We start from the raw sequence: 7,920 nt of genomic DNA on the forward strand, positions 1-7,920 counted from the left end.
GGATCTGGAATGCGCGACTTGGCGTCGAATTCGATGCCGTTGATGATGTCGCCGCGATAGCTGGGCAGCGTCACCCCGCCCTTGGTCTCGTTGTCGGACGAGCGCGGCTTGGCGAACTGGCCGGCAACGCGGCCGACCTTCACCACCGGCTGCGCGCCGGCGAAGGTGAGCACCACCGACATCTGCAGGAAGACGCGGAAGAAGTCGCGGATGTTGTCCGCGCCATGCTCGGCGAAGCTCTCGGCGCAATCGCCACCCTGGAGAAGGAACGCGTCACCGGCAGCGACAGCCGCGAGCTGCTTCTTCAGCTTGCGCGCCTCTCCTGCAAAAACCAGCGGCGGAAAGGTTGCGAGCTGGGCCTCCGTGCTCTTCAGCGCGGCAAGGTCCGGATAGGCAGGAACCTGCTTGATCGGCATTGCTCTCCACGAATTCGGCGACCATTTCGTCATCGCTGCACCCAACGCTCTTTCCGAGCAATTCCAGGAAAAGCGTGAAACGGTTTTCCGTCTGGAATTGCGTCAAACAAACAAATGGGCGCCATCGCCCGCCAATCCGCCCCATAGGGGATCGCGGCTCCATACACGAAGCCGATTTCCTATTCTAGACCGGAATTCAAGCGCTGGCGAATGTGCCGGCTGCGCTAGGCAGCCTTCTCCACCAGCCGTGCCAGTTGGGTCATCACCACCGCCGAACCCGCCAGCCGCTTTTCGGCCGTCGGCCAGTCGCGCACGAACACGACGCTGTGGTCCGGCCGGATCTTGGCCAACGAGCCCTGCTCGCCGATGAACCGGACCAGCCCGACCGGGTTGGAGAATTCGCGCTTGCGGAAATGGATAACGACGCCCTTCGGCCCGGCGTCGAGCTTCTCGACATTGGCTTTGCGGCAGAGCGCCTTGATGAAGACGATCTTGAGGAGATGCTTGACCTCTTCCGGCAGCGGGCCAAAGCGGTCGATCAGCTCGGCGCCGAAAGCATCGATTTCCTCGGTGTTTTCGAGATCGCCGAGACGGCGATAAAGCGCCAGCCTGAGCTGCAGGTCCGGCACATAGCTCTCCGGGATCATCACCGCCGTGCCGACGGCGATCTGCGGCGACCAGCCGCCATCCTGCACTTCGCCGGAATCCTTCACCTCGGCGACCGCCTCTTCCAGCATCTGCTGGTAGAGCTCGAAGCCGACCTCCTTGATGTGGCCGGACTGCTCTTCGCCGAGAAGATTGCCGGCGCCCCTGATATCGAGGTCGTGGCTGGCCAGCTGGAAGCCGGCGCCCAGCGTGTCGAGCGATTGCAGCACCTTGAGCCTCCGCTCGGCGGTGTCGGTCAGCTTGCGGTTGGCCGGCAGCGTGAACAGCGCATAGGCGCGCACCTTCGAGCGGCCGACGCGGCCGCGCAGCTGGTAGAGCTGCGACAGGCCGAACATGTCGGCGCGATGGATGATCAGCGTGTTGGCGGTCGGGATGTCGAGCCCGGATTCGACGATCGTTGTCGACAGCAGCACATCGTACTGGCCGTCGTAGAAGGCATTCATGATGTCGTCGAGTTCACCCGGCGGCATCTGGCCATGGGCCACCGCCACCTTCAGCTCAGGCACGGATTCTCTCAGGAAATCATGGATTTCCGCCAGATCGCTGATACGCGGAACGACATAGAAGGAATGCCCGCCGCGATAGCGCTCGCGCAGCAGCGTCTCGCGAATGACAAGCGGATCGAAGGGCGAGATGAAGGTGCGCACCGCCATGCGGTCGACCGGCGGCGTGGCGATCAGCGACAGTTCGCGCACTCCAGTCAGCGCCAGTTGCAGCGTGCGCGGGATCGGCGTCGCCGACAGCGTCAGCACGTGCACGTCGGTCTTCAGATCCTTCAGCCGTTCCTTGTGCTTGACGCCAAAATGCTGCTCCTCGTCGATGATCAAAAGGCCGAGATTCTTGAACGAGATCGCGGAACCAAGCAGCGCGTGGGTGCCGATAACGATATCGACCTGCCCTTCGGCGATGCCCTTCTTGGTTTCGGCCAGCTCCTTGGCGCCGACCAGCCGCGATGCCTGGCCGACGCGGATCGGCAGGCCAGAAAAGCGCTGTGAGAATGTCTTGAAATGCTGGCGCGACAACAGCGTCGTCGGCACCACCACCGCGACCTGAAAACCCTCCATCGCCGCGATGAAGGCGGCGCGCAGCGCCACTTCGGTCTTGCCGAAACCGACATCGCCGCAGATCAGCCGGTCCATCGGCTTGCCGGCGGCAAGATCGTCCCGCACCGAGTCGATCGCGGTCTGCTGGTCGTCGGTCTCTTCATAGGGGAAGCGCGCAGCGAACTCGCCATAGAGGCCTTCGGCCGGCACTAGTGGCGGTGCGGAGCGCATCTGCCGCTCGGCGGCGATCCGGATCAGCTGCCCGGCTATGTCGAGCAGGCGCTTCTTCAGCCGCGCCTTGCGCGACTGCCAGGCGCCACCGCCAAGCTTGTCCAGCGTCGCCTCGGCTGTGTCAGAACCGTAGCGCGACAGAAGCTCGATGTTTTCCACCGGCAGGAATAGCCGGTCGTCGCCGGCATAGTGGATTTCCAGGCAGTCATGCGGCGCGCCGACCGCTTCGATCGTACGCAGGCCGATGAAGCGGCCAATGCCGTGGTCGGCGTGGACGACGATGTCGCCGGCCGACAGCGCCGAGGCCTCTGCAATGAAATCCGAGGGACGCTTCTTGCGCTTCGAGCGTCGGATCAACCGGTCGCCGAGAATATCCTGTTCGGCGACGACGACCAGTTTTTCGGTCTCGAAGCCGGATTCGAGCGGCAGCACGGCCAAGGCCGCCTGACCCGGTTCGAGCTGTTCGGCTTCCGCCAGCGTCGCGACCTGCTTGAGGTTGCCGAGATGATGTTCGGCAAGGATCTGGCCAAGCCGGTCGAGCGAGCCTTCGGTCCAGCCGGCAATGACAATGCGGCGGCGCGCCGCGCGCTCGTCGGCGATGTGTTTGACGACGACATCGAAGACATTGATGCTGGGGTCGGCGCGTTCCTCGACGAAGCTGCGGCCATGGCGCGAACCGGCGTGGTAGACTTTTTTCGAGCCGGCGTCGGGCGCGTCGAACGGCGTGAAATCGATCGCTTCGCGCGGCCCGAGCGAGGCGATCAGATTTTCCGGCGAGAGATAGAGCAGGTCCGGCGGCACCGGCTTGTAGGGTACGGCGTCCTTCAGCGCACCGTCGGCCTGCTTCCTGCGTGCCTCGTAGTGGTCGAGGATCAGCGTGTGGCGCTCGGCCAGCGCCTCATGCGCCAGATGGTCGAAAATGACAGGTGTATCAGGCAAATAGTCGAATACGGTTTCCAGCCGCTCGTAGAAGAACGGCAGCCAGTGCTCCATGCCGGCGAAGCGACGCCCTTCGCTGACCGCCGCGTAGAGCCCGTCATCGCGCTGTGGCGCGCCAAAAGCTTCGATATAGGAGCGGCGGAAGCGGCTGATGGTTTCCGGCGTCAGCGCCACTTCACTCATCGCCTGCAGGGCCATCGACTTGCGCTGGCCCGTGGTGCGCTGGGTGGCGGCATCGAAGATGCGGATCGATTCCAGCGTGTCGCCGAAGAAGTCGAGCCTGAGCGCTTCGGTCCAGCCGGGCGCGAACAGGTCGAGAATACCGCCGCGCACCGCGAATTCACCGATACCGCGAACGGTTGGCACGCGCTCGAAACCAGATGTTTCCAGCCGCGACACCAGCACGTTCATGTTGATCTGGTTGCCGGGCCTGGCATGAAAAGTCTGTGCCTCGACCAGTTCGGCCGGTGGAATCCGCTGCAACAGTGCATTGGCGGTGGTGAGAATGACGGCGCGGTGCGGCTTTTTCGCCAGCGCGATCATGGCCGTCAGCGCGTCGAGGCGTTTGGCGGCGGCGTCCGAACCGGGGGAGACGCGGTCGTAGGGCAGGCAATCCCAGGCCGGCAGCTCCAGCACGGGAAGGCCGGGCGCCGCGAAGGACAGCGCCTCGATGATCGCCGGCAGGCGCTGGCCGTCGCGTGCCACGAACAGAACCGGCTTGTCGGGCGCGATCTCGAGTGCCGCCTGCACCAGCGCAAAGGCTTCGTAGCCGTCGGCGACGCCGTCGACAATGAACTGGCCGGCACGGCCTTTCGGCAGGCCGATGATGGGAATGAGGCTCATGAAATCAGGTCGCTCAAAATGTCATGGAGTGGCGGAAAGCCAGGATCTTTTGCAGGACGGCACAATCGATATCGGCCGGGACCGGGCGTTCGCCGGTGACCATGGGCAGGAATTCGGTGTCGGGAATGTCGAGGAGCCTCTCATATTGGTCGATTTCCTCGCCGGTCAAGGTACCGATCTCAGCATCGGCGAAAGTGCCGAGGATCAGATCCATCTCGCGCATGCCGCGATGCCAGGAGCGAAACAGAAGCTTGCGGCGGTGGGCGTCCAGCCCCTCGCTTGATCTCGTCGTTCCGGTCATTGTGCCGCATCCTCACTTGCTGCGGCGCATATAGCGTGGATAGAAGGTGCTGTCAGCCTTGCGCTGTAGCCGTCGCGACATAAGCTGACATCATGCGTCCTTCCATCCTCGATCCGCTGTTTGTTCCGATCACCTCGCTTGCCGGCGTCGGACCGAAGGTTGGCGCGTTGATCGAGAAAGTCGTCGCCGCCGATCTCGGCGATCGTGCGGCGCGCGCGGGCGACCTTCTGTTCGTGCTGCCGCACACCGTCATCGACCGCCGCAGCCGGCCGGGCATCGCAGGATCCGCGGAAGGCCAGATCGTCACGCTCGAGGTGCGCATCGACCGCCACCAGCCGCCGCCGCGCGGCAACAGGTCGGTGCCCTACCGCGTCTACGCCCATGACGACACCGGCGAGATCGCGCTGACCTTCTTCCATGCTCACGCTTCCTATCTCGAAAAGGCGATGCCCGAGGGCGAGCATGTCGTGGTCTCCGGCCGCATGGAATGGTTCAACGGCCGCCCGAGCATGGTCCACCCCGACCATATTGCGCTCGCCAGCGAGGCGGAAAACCTGCCGCTGGTCGAACCGGTCTATCCCCTCACCGCAGGGCTCTCGGGCAAGGTGCTGCGCCGGGCGATCGGCCAGGCGCTGGCGCGCGTGCCTGAATTTCCCGAATGGCAGGATGGTGCCTTCATGCGCCGGCACACCTTTGCGGCCTTTGGCGATGCGCTCGCCCGCATCCACAATCCGGCCGATCCGATCGATGTCTCTGTCGATGGTGCCGCCTGGCGGCGCCTCGCCTATGACGAGTTGCTGGCGGGCCAGGTCTCGCTGGCGCTGGTGCGGGCAAAAGTCCGCCGCCTGTCCGGGCGTCCCCTGGTCGGCGACGGCAGCATCGTTGAAAAGCTGCGCGAGGCCCTGCCCTATTCGCTGACATCAAGCCAGGAGTTTGCGCTGGCCGAAATCAATGCCGACCTTGCCGATCCCGAGCGCATGCTGCGGCTGCTGCAGGGCGATGTCGGCTCCGGCAAGACGGTGGTTGCGCTGCTGGCCATGGGGCGTGCGGTCGAGGCCGGCGGCCAGGCCGCCTTGATGGCGCCGACCGAGATTCTGGCGCGCCAGCATCTGGCGACGATCGCGCCGCTTGCCGCCAAGGTCGGGCTGCGCATCGCCATCCTCACCGGCCGCGAGAAGGGCCGCGAGCGCACCGACACGCTGGCCGGTCTGGCGAGCGGCGCCATCGACATCGTCATCGGCACCCACGCGCTGTTCCAGGACACGGTCACCTTCCACGACCTGGTCTTCGCCGTCATCGACGAGCAGCACCGCTTCGGCGTCCACCAGCGGCTTGCCATCACAGCCAAGGGCGACGCGCCCGACATGCTGGTGATGACCGCCACCCCCATCCCGCGCACGCTGGTGCTGACTGCCTTCGGCGACATGGACGTATCGAAGCTGACGGAAAAACCGGCCGGCCGCCAGCCGATCCGCACCGTCACGCTGCCGCTGGAACGGCTGGACGAACTGGTCGGCCGCATGGTCGACGCCGTCGCCGGCGGCCAGAAGATCTACTGGATATGTCCGCTGGTCGAAGAATCCGAAGAGATCAAGCTGATGTCGGCCGAGGACCGTTTCGCCTCGCTGAAACCGCTGTTCGGCGACCGCATCGGCCTCGTCCATGGCCGCATGAAGGGCGCCGAGAAAGACGAGGCGATGCGCGCCTTCAAGCAGGGCGAGACACGCATCCTGATCGCCACCACGGTCATCGAGGTCGGCGTCGATGTGCCGGACGCCACCGTCATGGTCATCGAGCATGCCGAGCGCTTCGGCCTCGCGCAACTGCACCAGTTGCGCGGCCGGGTCGGACGCGGTGACAAGCCCTCCTCCTGCGTACTGCTCTACAAGGACCCGCTCGGCGAGACCGCAAAACGCCGGCTGTCGGTGATGCGCGAGACCGAGGACGGGTTCCTGATCGCCGAAGAGGATCTGAAGCTGCGTGGTGAAGGCGAATTGCTGGGCACCCGCCAGTCCGGCACGCCGGGTTTCCAGGTGGCGCGCATCGAGGCGCATGCCGACCTTCTGGAGGCCGCCCGCGACGATGCCAGGCTGGTCCTGTCACGCGATCCGGAGCTGCAATCCGAGCGTGGCGAGGCGTTGCGCCTGCTGCTTTACTTGTTCGGGCGCGACGAAGCCGTGCGGCTCTTGCGCGCAGGCTGAGCCAAGGCGGCAACCGACGGATTGGCCAACGTTCCCTCGATCGGCTCGCCGTTCACGACAACCATCTGCTTGACCTCGGGCGCCACAAGCCCGGCCGAGACGATGAGCTTGGCGCCGTCCTCGATCGTCATGTCGAGCAGTACGATGTCCGACTTCGGCACATACATGAGAAAGCCAGTGGTCGGGTTCGGCGTGCAGGGCATGAACACCGCAATCAGCGGGTCGCCTTCCTGATCGAGCTTCTGGTTGATCTCAGTTTCCTTCTCACTGGCGACAAACACCAGCGACCACACGCCCTTGCGCGGATATTCGACCAGCCCGACCTGGCGGAACATGTCGCCCTTGTTCGACAGCACGGTCTCGAAAATCTGCTTCAGCGAGCCATAGATGCCACGCACCAGTGGCATGCGGCCAAGCAGACGCTCGCCGAAATTGACGATGGCGCGGCCGACAATGTTGGCCGTCAGGAAACCGATAAGCGTGATCAGGATCAGAGCAACGATCAGTCCGAAGCCCGGCACCGGAAACGGCAGATAGGAGTCCGGGCTGTAACGGGCCGGAATATAGGGTTTTACCCAGGAATCGACCCAGCCGATGAACGACCAAGCGATATAGGCAGTGATCGCCAGAGGCGCGCAGACGACGAAACCTGTGAGGAAATAGTTCCTCAGCCGGGTCATGCCGGAGGTCTTGGGAGCATCGGACATGGTTCACCGGGCGCGCGGGTTGCAGCGCAACATAATGAACCAGAGAGCGCATTGGAACTGCGAAGTTTTTAAAGGTCGATTATGCCGCCGCTTCCAACGGTTCAATCTTCTCGAGTTCCGGCGCCAGCTTCCTGGCTTCGGTTTCAAGCTCATAGGCCTGCTGAAAATTCATCCAGAATTCAGGCGTGGTGTTGAAATACCGGGCAAGGCGCAGGGCCGTATCAGGGGTCAAGCCGATCTCCTCCTTGGCAATGCGTTCGATACGGGTGCGTGGAAGGTTGAGCTTTTTCGCGAGCGCGCCTGCACTCATGCCGAGCGGGACGAGATATTCTTCACGCAGGAATTCTCCAGGATGAACTGGACGTGCGAACTTCGATGCCATTCAGCTCAATCTCCCAGCTTGGGAAGCAAAACCTACTCCACCGTCACCGATTTCGCCAGATTGCGCGGCTGGTCGACGTCGGTGCCCATGAACACGGCGGTGAAATAGGCGAGCATCTGGATCGGCAGCGCGTAGATGATCGGCGAGATGATTTCCGGCACCTCGGGCAGCACGATCGTCTCCATCGTCTT

At 63.9% G+C, this 7,920-nt stretch carries 6 protein-coding genes and 1 pseudogene; 1 reads left to right on the plus strand and 6 read right to left on the minus strand.

Annotated features, from left to right (window positions below; translation table 11 throughout):
- The 3 genes from EN993_RS26905 to EN993_RS26915 all read right to left on the minus strand — a co-directional run.
- Nucleotides 1-449, minus strand: a 449-nt coding sequence (locus EN993_RS26905) for a 3-deoxy-7-phosphoheptulonate synthase (RefSeq protein WP_164757829.1), incomplete at its 3' end; no start/stop codon positions are given.
- 191 nt (nucleotides 450-640) lie between these two features.
- Nucleotides 641-4,138, minus strand: coding sequence for a transcription-repair coupling factor (gene mfd, locus EN993_RS26910; protein WP_127265279.1), 3,498 nt, complete (start codon nucleotides 4,136-4,138; stop codon nucleotides 641-643).
- Between the two features lie 13 nt (nucleotides 4,139-4,151).
- Nucleotides 4,152-4,439: a succinate dehydrogenase assembly factor 2 gene (locus EN993_RS26915; protein ID WP_109669329.1), complete on the minus strand. Its 288-nt coding sequence runs from the start codon at nucleotides 4,437-4,439 to the stop codon at nucleotides 4,152-4,154.
- Nucleotides 4,440-4,531: 92 nt separating this feature from the next.
- On the opposite strand from EN993_RS26915, the gene recG reads away from it, so the two are divergent.
- Nucleotides 4,532-6,640, plus strand: coding sequence for an ATP-dependent DNA helicase RecG (recG, locus tag EN993_RS26920; RefSeq protein WP_127265280.1), 2,109 nt, complete (start codon nucleotides 4,532-4,534; stop codon nucleotides 6,638-6,640).
- On the opposite strand, the gene EN993_RS26925 is transcribed toward recG, so the two are convergent.
- The 3 genes and pseudogenes from EN993_RS26925 to EN993_RS26935 form a co-directional block, all read right to left on the minus strand.
- Nucleotides 6,592-7,347: a DUF502 domain-containing protein gene (locus tag EN993_RS26925; RefSeq protein ID WP_126068965.1), complete on the minus strand. Its 756-nt coding sequence runs from the start codon at nucleotides 7,345-7,347 to the stop codon at nucleotides 6,592-6,594. The genes recG and EN993_RS26925 overlap by 49 nt on opposite strands.
- 79 nt (nucleotides 7,348-7,426) lie before the next feature.
- Nucleotides 7,427-7,729, minus strand: coding sequence for a HigA family addiction module antitoxin (locus EN993_RS26930; protein ID WP_127265281.1), 303 nt, complete (start codon nucleotides 7,727-7,729; stop codon nucleotides 7,427-7,429).
- 32 nt (nucleotides 7,730-7,761) lie between these two features.
- Nucleotides 7,762-7,920, minus strand: a pseudogene (locus EN993_RS26935) (sugar isomerase); the annotation flags it as partial.

Source organism: Mesorhizobium sp. M7D.F.Ca.US.004.01.2.1, from assembly GCF_003997785.1.
Lineage (GTDB): Bacteria > Pseudomonadota > Alphaproteobacteria > Rhizobiales > Rhizobiaceae > Mesorhizobium > Mesorhizobium loti.

Excerpts from the sequence above, each read along its gene's own strand:
- EN993_RS26925 (WP_126068965.1), bottom strand. The coding sequence starts at position 7,347 with ATGTCCGATGCTCCCAAGACCTCCGGCATGACCCGGCTGAGGAACTAT.
- mfd (WP_127265279.1), bottom strand. The coding sequence starts at position 4,138 with ATGAGCCTCATTCCCATCATCGGCCTGCCGAAAGGCCGTGCCGGCCAG.
- recG (WP_127265280.1), top strand. The coding sequence starts at position 4,532 with ATGCGTCCTTCCATCCTCGATCCGCTGTTTGTTCCGATCACCTCGCTT.
- EN993_RS26915 (WP_109669329.1), bottom strand. The coding sequence starts at position 4,439 with ATGACCGGAACGACGAGATCAAGCGAGGGGCTGGACGCCCACCGCCGC.
- EN993_RS26930 (WP_127265281.1), bottom strand. The coding sequence starts at position 7,729 with ATGGCATCGAAGTTCGCACGTCCAGTTCATCCTGGAGAATTCCTGCGT.